This is a genomic window from Pseudomonas caspiana (assembly GCF_040224095.2).
In the GTDB taxonomy this organism is placed as follows: Bacteria; Pseudomonadota; Gammaproteobacteria; order Pseudomonadales; family Pseudomonadaceae; genus Aquipseudomonas; species Aquipseudomonas caspiana.
The window spans coordinates 5,230,436-5,247,545 of record NZ_CP167995.1 but is presented as its reverse complement, the minus strand read 5'-3'; the positions used below and the strand labels follow the sequence as shown (position 1 = coordinate 5,247,545).

The window sequence follows — 17,110 nt, the reverse complement described above, 5'->3', positions numbered from 1 at the left end:
AATCAAATCCGATTGAAGGTCGTTCCGACCTTATCGCGGGCAAGCGCGCTCCTGCAGGTCAATGACGGAAATGCCGCATCCCGGTGAACACCATGGCGATACCGGCCTCATCAGCCGCCGCAATCACTTCGTTGTCACGCATCGAGCCGCCTGGCTGGATCACCGCAGTGATACCGACCTTGGCGGCGTTATCGATGCCGTCACGGAACGGGAAGAATGCGTCGGAAGCCATTACCGCGCCCGCGACCTGCAGACCAGCATGCTCGGCTTTGATTGCAGCAATACGCGCCGAGTTTACGCGGCTCATCTGGCCCGCGCCGACACCGATGGTCTGGCGGTTTTTGGCGTAGACGATGGCGTTGGACTTGACGTACTTGGCCACTTTCCAGGCGAAGATCAGGTCGTGGATTTCTTTCTCGCTTGGTGCGCGTTTGGTGACCACTTTCAGGTCATCAGCGGTGATCATGCCGATATCACGGCTCTGCACCAGCAAGCCGCCATTGACGCGCTTGTAGTCCCACGCGGCGCCACGTTCGGCAGCCCATTGGCCGGTGCTCAGCAAGCGCACGTTGGCTTTGCTTGCAACGATGGCCTGCGCTTCGGCGCTGACGCTCGGGGCGATGATCACTTCAACGAACTGACGTTCGACGATGGCTTTTGCAGTCTCGGCGTCCAGCTCGCGGTTGAAGGCAATGATGCCGCCAAACGCAGATTCGGTATCGGTCGCGTAGGCCAGTTCGTAGGCCTGACGGATACCGCCTTCGTTGTCCAGTGCAACAGCAACGCCGCAAGGGTTGGCGTGCTTGACGATAACGCAGGCTGGTTTGACGAAGCTTTTCACGCATTCCAGTGCAGCGTCAGTATCGGCAACGTTGTTGAACGACAGTTCTTTGCCCTGCAATTGAGTTGCAGTGGCGATACCGATTTCAGCCGGGTTGGCCTCAACGTAGAACGCCGCGCTCTGGTGCGGGTTCTCGCCGTAGCGCATTTCCTGAGCTTTCACGAACTGGCTGTTGAAGGTGCGCGGGAATTCGCTGCGGCCTTCGGTGCTCAGGGTCTCGGCGCTCTGATCGACGCTGCCCAGATAGTTGGCGATCATGCCGTCGTAGGCAGCGGTGTGCTCGAAAGCCTTGAGCATCAGGTCGAAACGCTGAGCGTAAGTCAGACCGCCAGCCTTGAGGCTTTCCAGTACCTGACCGTAATCGCTGGCATTGACCACGATAGCGACATCTTTATGGTTTTTTGCTGCAGAACGGACCATGGTCGGGCCGCCGATGTCGATGTTCTCGATGGCGGTCGGCAGGTCGCAACCCGGTTTGGCAACCGTGGCCTGGAACGGGTAGAGGTTCACCGCAACCAGGTCGATCGGGTTGATGCCGTGTTCGCTCATGATGGCATCGTCGATACCGCGACGGCCCAGGATGCCGCCGTGGATTTTCGGATGCAGAGTCTTGACCCGGCCGTCCATCATTTCTGCGAAGCCGGTGTAATCAGCGACTTCTACCGCTGCGACGCCATTGTCCTGCAACAGCTTGAAGGTACCGCCGGTGGACAGGATCTCAACGCCAAGGGCTTCCAGTTCACGGGCAAATTCAAGGATGCCGGTCTTGTCGGAAACACTGATCAAGGCGCGGCGAATCGGCAGGCGGGTAGTCTGGTCGGTCATTTCAATTTCCATCAAGGCAAAAGCAAATGGATTCAGCAAAAAAGGCGACCTCGATAAGGGTCGCCTTTTTTGTATGGAATGCTTAAAGCAGGTCGTACTGCTTGAGTTTCTTGCGCAAGGTGCCGCGATTGAGGCCCAGCAGTTCGGATGCCTTCGTCTGGTTGCCCTTGACGTAGTTCATCACGCACTCGAGCAACGGCGCCTCGACTTCCGACAACACTAGGTTGTAGACGTCAGTGACGGGAGCTCCTTCGAGGTGGGCGAAATAATTGTGCAGCGCCTTCTCAACATTGCCGCGCAGGGTCTGGCCCTCTTCGCTCGGCGTGTTGAGGTGCTGTTTCAAATTGACGTTGTCGCTCACGGGTGTCGTTCCACTCACTAAAGTCTCAGTCATCATCGTCATGCGGCCACCTCTTCTTCTTGCCCTGTTTGCGGGCTCTTGTAGCGTTCGCTGAAGAACTCGCGAACGTTGGCGCACTGTGCTTCCGTATCTTGCAAACGATTGAAGTGGGCGCGAAACTCCTTGGCGCCCGGCAAGGTTGCGAGATACCAGCCAACATGCTTGCGTGCTATTCGCACACCCAGCACATCGCCGTAGAAAATGTGAAGCGCTGCCAGATGCTCTAGCAGAATGCGTTCCACTTCACTCAACTGCAGCGCTGGCAATATTTCGCCTGTACGCAGGTAGTGTTCTATTTCGCGAAAAATCCACGGACGCCCTTGAGCAGCCCGTCCAATCAACAGCCCGTCTGCACCGGTTGCTTGCAGCACATGCCGGGCCTTCTGGGGTGAATCAATATCGCCATTGGCGAACACCGGAATCGAAATTGCCTGTTTGATTTCGGCAATGGTGTCGTATTCGGCTTCGCCGGTGTACAGGTCGGCACGGGTCCGTCCATGAACGGCCAGAGCCTGAATGCCTGACTGTTCGGCGATTTTCGCCACAGTCACGCCATTCTTGTTGTCGCGGTCCCAGCCGGTGCGAATCTTCAGGGTGACCGGTACATCGACTGCGGCAACGACTGCCTGCAGGATCTCGCTCACCAGTTGTTCGTCTTTCAATAGCGCTGAACCGGCCGCCTTGTTACAGACCTTCTTGGCGGGGCAGCCCATATTGATGTCAATGATCTGCGCGCCCAGTTCGACATTGGCGCGCGCGGCATCGGCGAGCATTTGCGGATCACCACCAGCGATCTGTACCGAGCGCGGCTCGGGATCACCTTCGTGGATCATGCGCAGACGCGATTTGCGGCTGTTCCACAGGCTCATGTCACTGGTAACCATTTCCGAAACCACCAGACCTGCGCCGAGTTGGCGGCAGAGCTGACGAAAAGGCTGGTCAGTGACGCCCGCCATAGGAGCGAGAATCAAGCCGTTCTGCAATGTATACGGACCGATGCGTACCGCCGACATAGGTGTGCCTGTTGTGGGGCCGAATCATGGCAAACCGTGTGCAATGCGTTATCTACACGGTCCGTTCGAGCCCGGCCTGACAAGTGCTTGCGCGCCTTTCAGACCGAATCCAGAGTAAGAAAAAGGGTTGGCATGATACCCGCTCTCGATGACTGGATAAAGGCTGAATTGGATAAAATCTGAACAGTTGTTGCCGGGCAGATCACGGATTTTCCGTCTACTGCGCTGCCATCATGTGTTAGTAGCGTCTCAGGCGCTGATTTGCGTCCGATCAGCGGCCATTCATTTCGTCGCTGAGTCTCGTCGGGGGCTTACTCCGGAGAGCGAAAGCTGAGGCTGTAATTTACGGCTTTTGCACCCGGATCGAGGATGTCCAGCGCGATATGGATCGGGGTCTGTGGCGGCATTTCTTCCTTCCCGGCGATTTCGCCGCTCAGGTACTCCGCGGGCTTGAACCGACGACTGGCAATCAATTGGCCGCTGGTGTCGGCAAAACGCAGTTCCAGCAGTGGGAACGGCTGAGAAAATGGCGCGCGGTTGTAGATGATCGCGTCGACCACCAGCGCGCCTTTGAACTCGGGATGGCTGCGTACCACCAGATTGCTGCTCTTGAGCTGGTTGATATCGACCTTGGACGGGACTTTACAGTCGATTTTCGGGCAGATCATCTGGAACCACGGTCGGTACTGATCCTGGCGCGCCAGCTCGTCGAAGTGATACCAGACGTATTGTCCGGCCAGTCCGGCCAGCGCTATCAAGGTGAGCAGGGTCCAGATCAGCTTGCGGCCCCAGCGAGACTTGGGTGGTTGCCAGTCCAGTTGCAGTGGATCGTCGGTCAGGTCCAGCAGTGCCTGCTCGCGCACGCCGGGCTCGGTGCGCTCGCGGCGCGAACGAGGTTCCGGTTGCGGCTCGTCCAGCTCTTCGTCACTGTCGTCATCCAGCGCCGAAAAGCGTTGTGGCTTTTCACTGCTCGAGGTTTTGCGCTGAATCTGGGCGGGAACCGTGGGTTCGTCGTCCAGATGATTGTCACTCAGCGAAAACGACGGTTCGGTTCTGCCGTCGCGGGCGTCAGGTTCCGACTCTGGTAGCGTTTCGGGCTCGTCAACTATCTGCGCATGCAACTCGGGCAGTTGGCTGACTTCATCATTGGGAAGGCTGTCGACCCAGTCGTCAGCGTCGGTCTGCGCGACATCGCGACGAGCGGACAGGGTGGAATCGTCGTGACCGGAACGCTCCCGGCCAAACGTTTCCGGCAACTGAATTTCGCGCTGTTCGAGGCGGGCAAGCTCTTCATCCAGATCCAGATTGTCCAGATCCACGGCATTGGCTCGCCATGATTCCGGAGTCTGGGGCGGCTCGACTGCGGGAGCCTGAGTCGCAACCACCTCACTTTCTGCAACAGGCAGTGTTTCGACGACTACCGGTGTTGCGGACGAGGGGGCAATCGGCAATTGTGCCTGTTCCGGCGCGGACTGCTGGTTACTGCGCTGCTCCAGCAGTTGCTTCGCGGCATTGAAAACCTGCAGGCAGGCGCCACATCGCACGACGCCGCGGGCCACACTCAATTGTGCGTGGCTGACTCGGAAACTGGTCTGGCAGTGCGGGCACTGAGTGACAAAACTGTCGGTCATGCGGCTATCCGGTTAAGCGGCTATTAACGGCGACGGCCAGTGATACGAACCCAACCGTCACGGTTGGCGATCGGATCAAGCTCGAAGGTGTCGGCATAGGCAGCAGCAACTTCTTCGCCCTGCTCGGCAAGAATGCCGGAAAGCGCCAGGCGGCCACCGGTTTTAATCAGCGTGGCCAACTGAGGAGCCAAGGCTACCAACGGACCAGCAAGAATATTGGCGACCAGTACATCGGCCTGTTGTGCTGGCATGTCTTCAGGCAGATACAGCTCGAAGCGCTCCGGGGCAATGTTGTTGCGCCCGGCGTTATCGCGCGATGCTTCCAGTGCCTGCACGTCGATGTCTGTACCGACCGCCTGTTTGACGCCCAATAGAAGCGCGGCGATGGCCAGAATTCCCGAACCGCAACCGAAGTCCAACAGGTTGCAATCTTTCAAATCCTGGCCGTCGAGCCATTCCAGGCACAGCGCGGTGGTCGGGTGCGTACCAGTACCGAACGCCAGGCCCGGATCAAGCAGCAGGTTGACGGCTTCAGGTTCCGGCGCGGCGTGCCAGCTCGGTACGATCCACAGGCGTTGACCGAAGCGCATCGGCTGGAAGTTATCCATCCAGCTGCGCTCCCAGTCCTGATCTTCGATCACTTCACTCATGTGCTCTGGCAACTCGGCATCGGTCAGCAGGCGCAAGTGCGCCAGGACGTGCTCGGCGTCAGTGTCGGCTTCAAACAATGCCAGCAGGTGCGTGTGCGACCACAGCGGTGTGGTGTTGAGTTCCGGCTCGAAGATCGGCTGATCTTCAGCGTCCATGAACGTGACCGATACGGCGCCGACTTCGAGAAGGGCGTCTTCGTAGGTTTCGGCTTGTTCTGGACTGATGGCGAGACGGACTTGCAGCCAGGGCATGGCGGGTTACCTATGGAAATAGCAGGAAAGCCGCGAAGTTTACTTCAGGTTCGTCGTAAATGCTCGCTGGCAAACGTATCTGAATCAGGGAACTCGCCATTTTCCTGGTACTGGTCACGCCTTGAAATTGTAGGTTCCTTTTCCTTCAATATTTAAGTTGGATTGTCGCGGAGTTATGTAGGCGAACCGCCCCGAGAATTGCTTGTTCTCAGGTGCAAAGTCCACGTGGACATGGCCCTCCATGCCGACACGGATAGCATCGAAGTCATCAGGTCCGGTTGGCTTGTTCCAGATGTAGGTATAGACAAAGCCTGGCTCGGGAGTGCCTGGCTGGGAAATGAACTGATGCTGGATGGGTGTTTCGGCCGTTGCAGCAGGTATACGCAGCTGAAATTGTTGGTAATCGCGGCGTTGCGGGTTGCCTCTGCTGGCGTAGATCAGCCAAGCGCCGTCTTGCCACTCAGCGGTAATCGAGTCAGCTGCGATCAGACCGGGAGCACTGCTCCATTGAAAGTCTCCAACTGCTTTCACGCCGTTTTCTGGGGGTTTTTGCTTGTCCACGACTGGCACTCTCCATGATTTGTGCGCAGTATGCGCAGACACAGTGTGAGCCGCCGCCCGGGCTGCAACGACTGTCAGAAATGACAGTTGCTACTCCAGAAACCAAAAAGCCCCGACACGTCGGGGCTTCCAGGCTTGGAACATTTGGCGATTGCGTTATTTCTGTTCCGCCAGCTTGTGTTCCAGGTAGTGAATGTTGACGCCGCCTTCGCAGAAGCCTTCATCACGGGTCAGATCACGGTGCAGCGGGATGTTGGTCTTGATGCCGTCGACCACGATTTCGTCCAGAGCGTTGCGCATGCGAGCCATGGCTTCGTCGCGGGTTGCGCCCCAGGTGATCAGCTTGCCGATCAATGAGTCGTAGTTGGACGGAACCTTGTAGCCGCTGTACAGGTGCGAGTCGACCCGCACGCCGTTACCGCCTGGCGCGTGGAAATGTTTGACCAGCCCTGGACTCGGGATAAAGGTTTTAGGATCTTCAGCATTGATCCGGCATTCCAGCGAGTGCCCGTGAATGACGACGTCATCCTGAGTAAACGACAGTTTATTGCCGGCGGCGATGCTGAGCATCTCTTTGACGATATCGATACCGGTGACCATTTCCGAAACCGGGTGCTCTACCTGAACGCGAGTGTTCATCTCGATGAAGTAGAAGCGGCCGTTCTCGTACAGGAACTCGAAGGTGCCAGCACCACGGTAGCCGATATCTACGCAAGCCTTGACGCAGGCTGCGAACACGTCTTTACGCGCTTGTTCGTCGATGAACGGTGCAGGCGCTTCTTCCAGAACCTTCTGGTGACGACGCTGCAGCGAGCAGTCACGGTCGCCCAGGTGGATGGCGTTGCCCTGACCGTCGGAAATAACCTGAACTTCCACGTGACGTGGGTTGGTCAGGTACTTTTCCAGGTAGACCGTCGGGTTGCTGAACCAGGCAGCCGCTTCAGCACGGGTCTGCTTGGCCGCTTCGATCAGGTCTTCTTCTTTGTGAACAACGCGCATGCCGCGACCACCACCGCCGCCAGCGGCTTTGATGATCACCGGGTAGCCGACTTCACGGCCTATACGCAGCGCAGTTTCTTCGTCTTCCGGCAACGGGCCGTCAGAACCAGGAACGGTTGGCACCTTGGCGCGCTTCATGGCGTCCTTGGCAGAAACCTTGTCGCCCATCAGGCGGATGGTTTCAGCTTTCGGGCCGATGAAGGCGAAGCCGGACTTCTCTACCTGTTCGGCAAAGTCGGCGTTTTCCGCGAGGAAACCGTAGCCTGGGTGAATCGCTGTAGCGCCAGTCAATTCCGCAGCGGAAATGATGGCCGGGATGTTCAGGTACGACAGGTTGGCTGGCGCCGGACCGATGCAGACAGTTTCGTCTGCCAGGCCCAGGTGCATCAGCTCACGGTCTGCCGTGGAATGGACCGCGACGGTCTTGATGCCCAGTTCTTTACAGGCACGCAAGATACGCAAGGCGATTTCGCCGCGGTTGGCGATCAGGACTTTTTCCAACATCGCAGGCTCTCCCCGGTTCAAACGATGGTGAACAGCGGCTGGTCATACTCAACCGGCTGACCGTTTTCTACCAGGATCGACTCGATCACACCGCTGACTTCAGCTTCGATGTGGTTCATCATTTTCATCGCTTCAACGATGCAGATGGTGTCGCCTTTCTTGACAGTCTTGCCGACTTCAACGAACGCTGGCGAACCAGGCGCTGGAGTGCGGTAGAACGTACCTACCATTGGCGACTTGACGACGGTGCCGTTCAGTTTTGGTGCCGAAGGTGCTTCAGCAGCGGCAGCAACCGGAGCAGCTACAGGTGCTGCAACCGGCGCGGCTGCCGGAGCAGGCGCGTAGTACGGTTGTGCTGGAGTCTTGCTGTGACGGCTGATCCGTACGGACTCTTCACCTTCACGGATTTCCAGTTCGTCGATGCCAGACTCTTCCAGCAGTTCGATCAGTTTCTTGACTTTACGGATATCCATTAATCATCAACTCCCAAGGGTCGGTCAGGGGTAAAAGTTGTTAGTGGTTCGGGTCATGCCGCGCAGCCTTTGGCTGTGCGGTCATGGCTTCGAACTGACGGCCAATTGTTCCAGGGCGGCTTCAAGGGCCATTCGGTATCCGCTGGCGCCAAGGCCGCAAATCACACCTACAGCAACATCTGAAAAGTAGGAGTGATGACGGAAAGCTTCACGTTTGTGCACGTTCGAAAGGTGCACTTCGATGAATGGGATGCTCACTCCCAGCAACGCGTCACGTATTGCAACACTGGTATGTGTGAAAGCAGCCGGATTGATCACGATGAAATCCACACCTTCATCACGAGCGGCGTGGATGCGATCGATCAATTCGTACTCGGCGTTGCTTTGCAGATACATCAGATGATGACCAGCCTCACGCGCCCTTTTTTCCAGGTCTTGATTGATCTGCGCCAGAGTGACTGCGCCGTAGATCCCCGGTTCACGGGTCCCGAGCAGGTTCAGGTTAGGGCCATGCAGTACCAGAATAGTCGCCATCGGATGATCCTTGTTATGGTTACGAGCATCAAAGCCCGGCGACTATGCCGGAAACACCCTTGGACTGTCCAGTTAACTGCAATAGCTGGCACGATTACCGAAGTTCGCGAAAAGTTTGTGACTCAATAGCTAGATTGGGTCATTTGCTCTAATCAGCCGCTCTATGAGGCCCTTCGCGTCGATTTCGCCGACGACCCTAACATCGCTGCGTTCCGCACCATTTTTACCGAAGATCAGCAATGCAGGCGGGCCAAACAATTTATAGCGATCCAGCAGGGCACGTTGCTCGGCATTGCTATCGGTCATGTCAAAACGAATCAGGCGATAGCCTTCAAGCTGGCTGATCACGCTGGGGTCAGGCAGCACTTCATGCTCGATGACCTTGCAACTGATGCACCAGTCCGCGTACCAATCGAGCAGTAACGGCTGACCTGCATTTTTTGCTTCGCTCAGCACCCGATCCAGTTCTGCGGCGGTGGTGATGGTTTGCCAGTTGGAGGCGTTGCTGGGCGCGGCGCCATTGTTGCTGATTGCCGCTTGTGGTCGGCCGAGTGGGCGAGTCGGATCGGTCTGGCCGCTCCAGGCGCCGAACCAGCAGGTCAGAGCATAGACCAGTAGAAAAAGCCCCAATAACTGCGCCAGCCGTTGACGGGTAGTTTTCACGCCAAACTCCAGCGTGCCCAGGAACAATGCGACGCCAGCCGCCAGCAAGCCGGTCAGCAGCAATGTGACCTGACCCGGCAGCACGCGACTGAGCAAGGCAATAGCCAAGCCCAGCAGCAGCACGCCGATCGCGTTTTTAACCGTGACCAGCCATGGGCCGCTTTTCGGTAGCCAGGTCGCGCCACCTGTTGCAACCAGCAATAACGGTGCGCCCATGCCCAGGCCCAGCGCGAAAAGCTTCAACGCCCCACCCAGCGCATCGCCGCTGGCGCTTATATAAAGCAGCGCACCGGCCAGCGGTGCAGAAACACAAGGGGAGACCAGCAGGCTGGAAACCACACCCAGCACCGCAGCGCCCCACAGCGAGCCGCCTTCGGTTTTGCCAGCGATGCGATCAAGTCGGTTACTGAGTGCCTGAGGCAGGCGCAACTCGAAAGCGCCGAACATGGCAACCGCAAAAATCACGAAGAACAGTGAAAACGGCACCAACACCCAGGCCGATTGCAGGCGGGCTTGTAGATTCAGGCCCGCGCCGAACATGCCCATCAGCGCGCCAAGCGCGGCAAAACTGATTGCCATCGGTAATACGTAAGCCAGCGACAGGCTTAACCCGCGAAGTCCACCCACCTGACCGCGCAAAACAACGCCGGACAGAATCGGCAGCATGGGCAGTACGCAAGGGGTGAATGTCAGACCGATGCCCGCGAGGAAGAACAGCGCCAGTTCTTTCCAGCTCCAGGCCGTGCTTGCTGTCGGGGCCCCAACAGTACTGCTGCTTGCTGCGGCCGCCGGATCGCCGATACTCAGTCGCTCGGTTTCGGGTGGGTAGCACAGGCCTTTGTCGGCGCAGCCTTGATAGGTCACTACGAGCGTGAACGGTCGGTTATCGCCTGGTTTGCGTGGCAGGTCGATGTCGAGGATGCCGTGGTACACCTCAACGTCGCCGAAATATTCGTCGTGCTTTTTCTCGCCGTCCGGCAATTGCGCAGCGCCCAGGCCGATGTCGGCGGGCTCGGTACGGAACTGAAAACGATGGCGATAGAGGTAATAGCCTTCAGTTGCGACGAAACGCAGCTTTATCGACTCGGGCGTTGTGTCGATCAAATTCAGCTGAAAAGCCTGACGGACGGGCAGAAAATCTTTGCTGTTATCCAGCGCGGCGCCACCGAGGGTGGCATTGGGTCGGCTGTCCAGGAGGCCAGCGCCAGTAGCGGGGAGGGCCAGGATCAACAGCAACAGGCAGAGCAAACGGCGCATGGCAGTCTCAAGTCGCAAAAGTCCGCGCATGATAGCGGAGTGTTCCACGGCGTGCAGGGATGGGGTTTGTAAGTGGGGGTTTCCGAGGGCGTCGGCCACCAGACACCGTGTTGTCACGCAGCAATAAAGAGCCATGTGGGAGCGGTGCTTGCCCGCGATAAGGTTGGACGCGGTTCACTTTAAATCGCGCCCAGCCTTATCGCGGGCAAGCACCGCTCCCACATAAAAATCTCATCTATTCAGGTAGTTATAAATTTTTTGATGGGAGCGTTTGCGTGCTGACGAACTCAGGCCTTGTCAGCCAAACTCAGCAGCAGTGAGCTCTGCTTGGCATCATATTCAAGAAACACATGATTGCGCCCGGCATGTTTCGCCCGGTACAGCGCTTCGTCGGCACGAGAGGCGAGCAGCAGGCTGTCGTCCTTGTCGCTCATTTCCACAACGCCTGCGCTGAATGTGCAGAACAGATCAGCCGGTTGTGCGGGGTAGTGGATTTCAGCAAAGCGCCGACGAATTTCGTCCAGTACCAGATGGGCGCTCTGAATATCGGTATCTGGCATCACGATGGCGAATTCTTCCCCGCCATAACGGCCAATGTAGTCCGTCTTGCGCAGCCGCTGTTTGAGAAACAGCGCCAGACTCTTGATCACCCGGTCGCCCATGGGGTGACCGTGGCTGTCGTTGACCTTCTTGAAGTGGTCAATGTCCAGCATCGCGAAGCAAAGCCGCTGACTTTCCCGCCGCGCACGGAAGCAGCAATCTTCCAGCAATTGCAGGATATGAGTGTGGTTATACAGCCCCGTCAGGCTGTCACGAACCATGCGCGCCTTGAGGTTGCGCGCCCGCGCTGCACGGTTACGCACCGTGGTGATCAGGTGGCGCGGCTTGATCGGCTTGGTCAGGAAGTCATCGCCGCCTTCGCTCATGGCGTCAAGTTGCTTGTCCAGATCGTCTTCAGCCGACAGATAAATGATCGGCACACTGACATAGCGGTCGTTGTGACGGATGACTTTGGCCAGCTCGGTACCGGTACATCCCGGCATATACATATCGAGGATGATCAGGTCCGGCTGAAAGTCCGCAAGTTCGGCCATTGCCTGAATCGGATCCAGCAACGTGCGAGTCACGATCCCGGCACTGTTGAGCAGGCGCTCGGTATGCAGGGCCTGCGCGCGGGAGTCATCAATGATCAGTACTTTGTACGGCTCGTATTGCGCAACGCAGGTGAGGATTTCGATTTTCTCCAGCAGGCTGGAGGCTTCCAGCGTACCGGTCAGGAACTCCTCGCCCCCGGCGCGCACTGCGGCCAGACGTGTGGGGGTATCTGTTTCGTGATGGCTGAAAAACAGCAGCGGCAACTTCTGCTCGAGCCCTTGCTGAACACTTGCCGCCAGCTTCAGCCCTTCGCCCGGGCCGCAGAAGTCCACGTCAATGACGATGGCGGACGGATGGCGATGAGTCATGGCCGTCTGGAAATTGCTCCGCCCGTCCAGCGCCTGAGCGTACAAGCCAAAAAACTCCAACTGCTTGCTCAAGCGCTCGGCGCGTTCAAAATCCTGCAGAGCAATATAGATAGGCTTGCGCAATGGCGGCAGGGCGGTCTGCTCAAAGCGATCGCCATGGCGCAGCCCCGTGCGGGACAAACGCTGCATCAAGCTGTTGAGTTCTGTGATCAGACTACTGCTCAAACGTCCGCGGTTAGCTTCGACCCCTTCCAGCGAGGTATTGATGGCCTGCGCCAACTCGATATGCTCGATTTGCTCAAAACGCTCCGCGAAGCGCAGCAGGCGCTGGTTGGCGTCCTGAAATTCCACCATATCCGCCGCAGACCATTCGCCCTGCTGCAGTCGCTGCCAAGCCTCAAGAATCTGACGTGCCTGATGGATGACGCGCTGAGCGAAATGATGTTTGAGACGATCGCGACTTGGATCTGCTGGCTCGGTCATATCGGGCTACGTGTGTGTTCTCTGGTAGATCACTGCTGGCGCTATGCTACCACCTACTTTCCGCCTCGAACGTGCCCTAAGTCAAATAATTGGCAACAATTCGATGACTGGATGGTTTCGTGAGGGTTGCAGGTGGGGGAAGGCCGCTGTTGTAGGACCAAAGCTTAACTGCCTAGTTGTTTGGCGGGAATCCTGAGGGCGTGGCGTAGGGTATTTCTGAATTTCTCGGTGGTTGATTTTGGGGGATTTGGCGCTGGTAGGGTGGCTGGTATCTCACCGGAAGACCGCTCCATGACCCGATGCTTTAAAGATCTCGGCTGCGATACGCAGACCCTGAATGGAAACACTCAGCCAATAGCGGACTGTGAAACGCTCAACATCAATCTTTATGACTGTGATGTCGATGTCATCGAAGTCCCCATCCTCACTTGTGAGGGTCTTTGGCGTATTTTTCAACGCGAGGCAGAAGAGATAGTCGCTCCGGGTGGCACTCTTATCGCCGATCCGATAGAGCGCAATCGCGCCATTAATGCTGCTTACGCCAGATTGTGGCTTCACGATTCGCGTTTCCAGTGGGCAGGGCTCGCAGCATTTGCTTCCAAGCAGGTGGGCTGCGGTTTACTCCATGCCGCGCAGATGAATGAGCTGATTCGGGCAGAGCGCGATGCGATTCAGCCTCTGCGCGATAGCCGGAGTGAGTCGGGTTTGCTCACTCCCGCCCGGATGGAAGAACAAGCGCAACTCGCAAAGGAAGCCGACAAGATGGATGCAGCCAACCCTTCTCCGGATTGGCTGCCGAAGGCCGCGGTGCAAGATCAAATCCAGTACGTGTACGAGATGATGGCTCTAGGTAACACCACCTTGTTTCTGGATATCTACCCGTTGCATATGTTTTATGCGAAGCGTGGTTTTGAGGAGTTCAAAACGTGCCTGAATCGTCGCTCAAGTATCTACGGTCATCCGAAATTTCCTGTGCTTTGGCTTGTTGAACAGCGTGAGCTCGCATTCGGGGAATACCAGTTCAAGGTATTACTGGGTTTTGATGCTATCGAGCGTGGTGAGGTGGCTGAAAGCGTTGGGCACCTGGCTTGGCATGAACAGCAAAATATCCTACAACCCTCGATGTACAACAAACCAAAGTTGGCGTGGTCGCTGCGTAGTAATCATTTAGCCTATGTCACTAACTTACCATCAGGCCTTTCTCAGGCAATTGAGTTGACACTCGCCAATCAATGCCCAGCCCTGCAAGACGGTCGCACTATAGGTTTTGTCGATAATCCTTTAGCGGATCTTTCGAACCTGGATGAGCGCATGCGTTTTGTACTCAGGGCTGCTGATAGATTTGATGAATTGCTCAAGGGGCCGACTCGCGACGTTCTGGCGCAGTCAATCAGTGATATCGCTGCTGGACTGACTATCGAATGAGTGCCCAGATGAAGCTATCCGGCAAGCAAGTCGGACTTGTTACGTGCCTGAGCGCGATAGCAGTGTATTGGGTAATAGAGTCGTATTTTGGGGAGCGTGAAATCGCGCTTATTATCGGCGAACCTTGGGATCGCATGCGTGACCGCTCTTCTGCGAGTATTGGCGCCGCACCACCCGGAGTAATGTGGGGATTCTCTCCTAAAACGGATGCTCGTCTACGCTTTATAGATCCAGTGTATGGATTTGTGACCCCCGTAGCTGATTTTTTTATTATTGCGTTCGATAATCAAAAAGTCGAAAGTGTAGTTATCCGTCCTCAAACGAAGCTGTTATCGCTGGATGGCGCGCTTGGCGTTGTACTGGATCTACAACAGCAGTGGCAAGCAAAAGGGTGGTCGCCCCTTTATCCTATTGATAATCCACCGATTGCCGACTCGCAAGAGTGGCGTACTAAGATTCGGGGTTTTAGCAGCGGTGCGACTACTTACTGGCAGGCTGGGGAAAAGTATCATGCATCACTGTCGATTCACTGCTCCAACGTTAAAGAATCTCTTGCTGAAGAGCGCTGCCAAATAAAGCTGAATGTCGCTAAAGCATGGATGCAACGCAGGGAGGAACACGAGAATGCAAAATCACAGACATTGGTTTGCGACGAACGCTGTCTGCAAAAACTAAAGGAGAAATTGTAATGCCCAGTCCTTGTTACATGACAATAAAAGGTAGAACGCAAGGCCTTATCAGCGCCGGCGCGATGGGGGAGGCATCAATGGGTTCCAAATGGCAAAAAGACCATGAAGACAAAATTATGGTCCAGGCTTTTAATCACGGGTTATCAGTACCAACGGGCAAAAGCGCGGGGCATCGTATGCATAAGCCTTTCGTCATCACCAAGGCTTTTGATAAGTCATCACCTCTTCTGCACATGGCTCTGTGCGACGGCGAGGTGTTGAGTTTGTGTCGGCTGGAATTTTATCGTACCTCTGCCAATGGCAATCAAGAGCACTTCTACACTGTCGAGTTCAAAAAAGCGGTCGTCGTCGGCGTCGACATAATCATGCCTCACTGCCAAGACTCCCAGTTCGAGCAGTTCACCCAGTTGGAAAAAATCAGCTTTTCTTATCAGGAAATTCTCTGGAAACACGAGACTGCTCGGACGATTGGTTCGGATGAGTGGCAAGGAGCTGCATTCGATTGAAGCTAATTAACGCCGATGTGTCTTTACCCGAAGAACTTGAACACGCTTACTCCTCAGCTGAAGCGCACGTGTTGGTCAATCAGTCATTTGACTCATTTGAGAAAATTGAAGGCATGGCTCAACTCAGGCGGGAATTGATGCTTGATCTTGATTCTGAGGTATTGGCGCTGGTTGGAAGTGGCGAATGGTTGTTGATAAAGGATCAGGCTTATTATTTTGATAACAGCCTTGTGACTAAAAAAACCAATGAGCAGATCCGAGAGTGCCGAGCGCTTGAACTCATGCGTTCACCACCGCCTCAGCCGAAAATCGAAAGAACCCTGTTTAGAATGGTGGATAGCTACACAGGAGAGAGAATCATCCGTAACCGATTTCTTTGTCGGATCAATGGGGGGAAGCACCATTGCTCAACCGATGGGTTTGGCGTGCTGCACACTAAAAAAATTACTAAAAGTGAAATGGTGGCTGCTGATATGAATATCCAGTTGCGGGTTTAACGTTGATTGCTCCGCCGGTGCTTGAGCGGTTTGCGAGGAGAGCGTTGATATGAAGGTGTTGATTTACTGTGCGTTGGTTGCTTTGTATTTTTGTCTTAGCTACGGGTATTATGATTATCTGGAAGATGCTGATCTGGAAGCAATTCTGTTCAAGAAGAAATATTTCACTATACAAGTTAAATTCTATAATATTTTTGCCAGTCAGGGCGAGGGAAAGACTCTGCAGGAGCTGTCGATGGTGGATAAGCAGCTAGTTATTGATTATTGCAAATATAGACTTGGAATAATTACCACCCTCTCTACTGAGGCGGATCTTGAACGATGTAGCTATGGCTACGACCGTGGAAACTTTCATTCAGAACCATGTAAGGAAACCAGATGAGCCGTGCTGCGATATATGTGCGTTAGCATTCGCTACACGTGAGCAACTTCCGGTAAAAACTACAAGCGGCCAGATCGGGTACGGGCTCATCGCGATTCTGTTTTTCTCGATAGAGGTGGGAAGGGTAAGCGCTTTCTGGCATTCGTCAGTTCGGTAATCAGAAACGCATTTGCTCTCTTCCCTGGCGGACTCCCAACCGACGCTTAATCCGCCTCCACCAACTCACCGGCCTGACCTGCAACCCCTCTCGCCCCGGCAACAAGCTCGGCATGTCCCGCAGCCTGATCCACGGTTCATTTTGCCAATGGATAACGCCCAGTTCGCCGCCTTGCCATTCCAGTCGCGCGGGCGTTGGGCTGTTATGCAGTGAATGAATGCGTGCGGCGAATAGCGTAGGCATGACTTCATGGGTGATCCACTGGCGCAACTGGCTATTGGCCGGGTGATGGTGGTGGACCAGCAATGCGTAAGCAGCGGATTCACTGACCATGAGCATTTCCTGCGCCTCGCCGTAGTAGTTCAGGGTCAGGGTGCAGCGCTGGTCGGGGTCGAGTTTGCGGACCAGCCGGTTTTCAAGGAACAGGCCCATCAAACGACCAAGGTCGCGGGCGCAGAACCAGGCTTGTTGCTCCATGATAAGGGCGTGCAGATGGCGTTTCTGATGGGTGAAACGTAGGGGTTCGAAAGGCGTGTCCATGCTGTCTGTCCTTGTTTTAACTGAAAGGCGTCGGGAGCTAAGAACACCAACCACTGATGCCGACATATTTCCCCGAAGGGTCTTGTATTAGTCGACTCCCGACATGACAGACGCGCAGATGCATAAACGGCTGCGCTAAGTGACCTTAGCGCAGACGCAGAAAAACCGCTGTCTGTCGTGGCGGGTGAACGGTGGTTTTTGAGTTCTTAGGCTCAGGGCGGGAATGATCAAATAGCAGCCGTTTAGGGTCAATGGCCAATGCTGTAGGGCGTTTCTGCTTTTGTTGTGGTCATTAGTTGCGGTTCTTTATGACACCGCGCTACCTGTAGGAGTGAGCTTGCTCGCGATGCGTTCTGTCATTCAAA

At 55.8% G+C, this 17,110-nt stretch carries 17 protein-coding genes; 5 read left to right on the top strand and 12 right to left on the bottom strand.

Translation table 11 applies throughout. The features are described 5' to 3' along the window. Nucleotides 1-58: 58 nt before the first annotated feature. The 11 genes from purH to ABRP31_RS23760 all read right to left on the bottom strand — a co-directional run bounded on the left by purH (nt 59) and on the right by ABRP31_RS23760 (nt 12,549). Entirely contained in the window at nt 59-1,666 is a 1,608-nt protein-coding gene (purH, locus tag ABRP31_RS23810; protein ID WP_349972463.1) for a bifunctional phosphoribosylaminoimidazolecarboxamide formyltransferase/IMP cyclohydrolase, read from the bottom strand. Nucleotides 1,667-1,748: 82 nt separating this feature from the next. Beyond that, entirely contained in the window at nt 1,749-2,069 is a 321-nt protein-coding gene (fis, locus tag ABRP31_RS23805; protein ID WP_087269673.1) for a DNA-binding transcriptional regulator Fis, read from the bottom strand. Further along, the gene (gene dusB / locus ABRP31_RS23800) at nt 2,066-3,079 is read right to left on the bottom strand and encodes a tRNA dihydrouridine synthase DusB (RefSeq protein ID WP_349972462.1); all 1,014 of its coding nucleotides are present in this window, start codon (nt 3,077-3,079) and stop codon (nt 2,066-2,068) included. The genes fis and dusB overlap by 4 nt, the downstream gene beginning before the upstream one ends. A 311-nt stretch (nt 3,080-3,390) precedes the next feature. Further along, nucleotides 3,391-4,710: a DUF3426 domain-containing protein gene (locus ABRP31_RS23795; protein ID WP_349972461.1), complete on the bottom strand. Its 1,320-nt coding sequence runs from the start codon at nt 4,708-4,710 to the stop codon at nt 3,391-3,393. A gap of 23 nt (nt 4,711-4,733) precedes the next feature. Then, on the bottom strand, nt 4,734-5,612 hold the full coding sequence (gene prmA, locus ABRP31_RS23790) for a 50S ribosomal protein L11 methyltransferase (protein WP_349972460.1): 879 nt from the start codon (nt 5,610-5,612) through the stop codon (nt 4,734-4,736). A gap of 114 nt (nt 5,613-5,726) precedes the next feature. After that, complete coding sequence (locus tag ABRP31_RS23785; protein WP_349972459.1) at nt 5,727-6,173, bottom strand: hypothetical protein; 447 nt, start codon at nt 6,171-6,173, stop codon at nt 5,727-5,729. 156 nt (nt 6,174-6,329) lie between these two features. Continuing rightward, complete coding sequence (accC, locus tag ABRP31_RS23780) at nt 6,330-7,676, bottom strand: acetyl-CoA carboxylase biotin carboxylase subunit (RefSeq protein ID WP_349972458.1); 1,347 nt, start codon at nt 7,674-7,676, stop codon at nt 6,330-6,332. Between the two features lie 17 nt (nt 7,677-7,693). After that, nucleotides 7,694-8,149: an acetyl-CoA carboxylase biotin carboxyl carrier protein gene (accB, locus tag ABRP31_RS23775; protein ID WP_087269658.1), complete on the bottom strand. Its 456-nt coding sequence runs from the start codon at nt 8,147-8,149 to the stop codon at nt 7,694-7,696. Between the two features lie 81 nt (nt 8,150-8,230). Beyond that, nucleotides 8,231-8,683, bottom strand: coding sequence for a type II 3-dehydroquinate dehydratase (gene aroQ, locus ABRP31_RS23770; RefSeq protein WP_087269655.1), 453 nt, complete (start codon nt 8,681-8,683; stop codon nt 8,231-8,233). A gap of 129 nt (nt 8,684-8,812) precedes the next feature. Next, nucleotides 8,813-10,603 (bottom strand): protein-disulfide reductase DsbD, encoded by a 1,791-nt coding sequence (locus ABRP31_RS23765; RefSeq protein WP_349972457.1) that lies wholly within the window; start codon nt 10,601-10,603, stop codon nt 8,813-8,815. A 287-nt stretch (nt 10,604-10,890) separates the two neighbouring features. Then, nucleotides 10,891-12,549: a diguanylate cyclase gene (locus ABRP31_RS23760; protein WP_087274537.1), complete on the bottom strand. Its 1,659-nt coding sequence runs from the start codon at nt 12,547-12,549 to the stop codon at nt 10,891-10,893. Between the two features lie 291 nt (nt 12,550-12,840). Here ABRP31_RS23760 and ABRP31_RS23755 point away from each other — a divergent pair, with 291 nt between their 5' ends. The 5 genes from ABRP31_RS23755 to ABRP31_RS23735 are packed head-to-tail and all read left to right on the top strand — an operon-like array spanning nt 12,841 to nt 16,048. Then, nucleotides 12,841-13,974: a DUF2515 family protein gene (locus ABRP31_RS23755; protein ID WP_349972456.1), complete on the top strand. Its 1,134-nt coding sequence runs from the start codon at nt 12,841-12,843 to the stop codon at nt 13,972-13,974. Between the two features lie 8 nt (nt 13,975-13,982). Next, on the top strand, nt 13,983-14,663 hold the full coding sequence (locus ABRP31_RS23750; protein ID WP_349972455.1) for a hypothetical protein: 681 nt from the start codon (nt 13,983-13,985) through the stop codon (nt 14,661-14,663). After that, nucleotides 14,663-15,169, top strand: a complete 507-nt coding sequence (locus ABRP31_RS23745; RefSeq protein WP_349972454.1) for an Hcp family type VI secretion system effector — start codon at nt 14,663-14,665, stop codon at nt 15,167-15,169. Before ABRP31_RS23750 ends, ABRP31_RS23745 begins: the two co-directional genes overlap by 1 nt. Then, entirely contained in the window at nt 15,166-15,666 is a 501-nt protein-coding gene (locus ABRP31_RS23740; RefSeq protein WP_349972453.1) for a hypothetical protein, read from the top strand. Before ABRP31_RS23745 ends, ABRP31_RS23740 begins: the two co-directional genes overlap by 4 nt. 49 nt (nt 15,667-15,715) lie before the next feature. Continuing rightward, nucleotides 15,716-16,048: a hypothetical protein gene (locus ABRP31_RS23735; protein WP_349972452.1), complete on the top strand. Its 333-nt coding sequence runs from the start codon at nt 15,716-15,718 to the stop codon at nt 16,046-16,048. 157 nt (nt 16,049-16,205) lie between these two features. On the opposite strand, the gene ABRP31_RS23730 is transcribed toward ABRP31_RS23735, so the two are convergent. Continuing rightward, on the bottom strand, nt 16,206-16,745 hold the full coding sequence (locus ABRP31_RS23730; RefSeq protein WP_349972451.1) for a Bro-N domain-containing protein: 540 nt from the start codon (nt 16,743-16,745) through the stop codon (nt 16,206-16,208). Nucleotides 16,746-17,110: the final 365 nt, after the last annotated feature.

Excerpts from the sequence above, each read along its gene's own strand:
- purH (WP_349972463.1), bottom strand. The coding sequence starts at position 1,666 with ATGACCGACCAGACTACCCGCCTGCCGATTCGCCGCGCCTTGATCAGT.
- fis (WP_087269673.1), bottom strand. The coding sequence starts at position 2,069 with ATGACGATGATGACTGAGACTTTAGTGAGTGGAACGACACCCGTGAGC.
- dusB (WP_349972462.1), bottom strand. The coding sequence starts at position 3,079 with ATGTCGGCGGTACGCATCGGTCCGTATACATTGCAGAACGGCTTGATT.
- ABRP31_RS23795 (WP_349972461.1), bottom strand. The coding sequence starts at position 4,710 with ATGACCGACAGTTTTGTCACTCAGTGCCCGCACTGCCAGACCAGTTTC.
- prmA (WP_349972460.1), bottom strand. The coding sequence starts at position 5,612 with ATGCCCTGGCTGCAAGTCCGTCTCGCCATCAGTCCAGAACAAGCCGAA.
- accC (WP_349972458.1), bottom strand. The coding sequence starts at position 7,676 with ATGTTGGAAAAAGTCCTGATCGCCAACCGCGGCGAAATCGCCTTGCGT.
- accB (WP_087269658.1), bottom strand. The coding sequence starts at position 8,149 with ATGGATATCCGTAAAGTCAAGAAACTGATCGAACTGCTGGAAGAGTCT.
- aroQ (WP_087269655.1), bottom strand. The coding sequence starts at position 8,683 with ATGGCGACTATTCTGGTACTGCATGGCCCTAACCTGAACCTGCTCGGG.
- ABRP31_RS23765 (WP_349972457.1), bottom strand. The coding sequence starts at position 10,603 with ATGCGCCGTTTGCTCTGCCTGTTGCTGTTGATCCTGGCCCTCCCCGCT.
- ABRP31_RS23760 (WP_087274537.1), bottom strand. The coding sequence starts at position 12,549 with ATGACCGAGCCAGCAGATCCAAGTCGCGATCGTCTCAAACATCATTTC.
- ABRP31_RS23755 (WP_349972456.1), top strand. The coding sequence starts at position 12,841 with ATGACCCGATGCTTTAAAGATCTCGGCTGCGATACGCAGACCCTGAAT.
- ABRP31_RS23750 (WP_349972455.1), top strand. The coding sequence starts at position 13,983 with ATGAAGCTATCCGGCAAGCAAGTCGGACTTGTTACGTGCCTGAGCGCG.
- ABRP31_RS23745 (WP_349972454.1), top strand. The coding sequence starts at position 14,663 with ATGCCCAGTCCTTGTTACATGACAATAAAAGGTAGAACGCAAGGCCTT.
- ABRP31_RS23735 (WP_349972452.1), top strand. The coding sequence starts at position 15,716 with ATGAAGGTGTTGATTTACTGTGCGTTGGTTGCTTTGTATTTTTGTCTT.
- ABRP31_RS23730 (WP_349972451.1), bottom strand. The coding sequence starts at position 16,745 with ATGGACACGCCTTTCGAACCCCTACGTTTCACCCATCAGAAACGCCAT.